This window comes from Vibrio sp. 1402, from assembly GCF_033340275.1.
The window spans coordinates 1-637 of sequence record NZ_JAWOWE010000373.1 but is presented as its reverse complement, the minus strand read 5'-3'; the positions used below and the strand labels follow the sequence as shown (position 1 = coordinate 637).

Genomic DNA, 637 nt, shown 5'->3' with positions numbered 1-637 from the left:
TCCTTTTTAGTGGGTATCAAACGATGATTAATTCGGTTGATACTTCATGGTGACCACTGACCACTCATAAAGTGATTTCGGATAGCCATACTTGCTTTTTCCGTACACCACATTTGGCTTGGCATAAAAACCGCCGTCATCACTCGCTAAGAACTCACGTTGACCGCGACGGTAGTACATGACTGGCGCTGCCAACTCATACTCAATATTTTCTAGTTTAGAGTCGTCAATCACTAAAAAGCGAGTCATACGAATCGTACTACCGTTCGCACAATAACCTACAGCATCATAATCAATTGCATCGAATGGTTTTAGATCATCAGAAAACAGATCCGCAGTACAGCCATCAAATCGAGCAACATGCACCCAGACTGCCTTTTGTTGGGTTCGGTCATCGCTACCCACTGGTTTTAACAAGAACAGCGCGACCTTACCTTTGCCAAATTTTTGCAGCTCATCATCCGTCGGTTCACGTACCGAACGCGACCCCATGATGCCAAACTCACTTTCTTCTAAATTGGAAAACTGTGGGGCACTGAGGGTACTGACGATGACGGTTTGTTCGCTATCAAGTTGTGTGTATTTATCTGCAACACCCGATTCTGCCAAATCGACATGAACCGTAACTCTTGTTCTT

Annotated in this window: 1 pseudogene; it reads right to left on the bottom strand. The window is 44.6% G+C overall.

Annotated features, from left to right (window positions below):
- Positions 1-27: 27 nt before the first annotated feature.
- Positions 28-637, bottom strand: a pseudogene (locus tag R7044_RS26145) (cadherin repeat domain-containing protein); the annotation flags it as partial.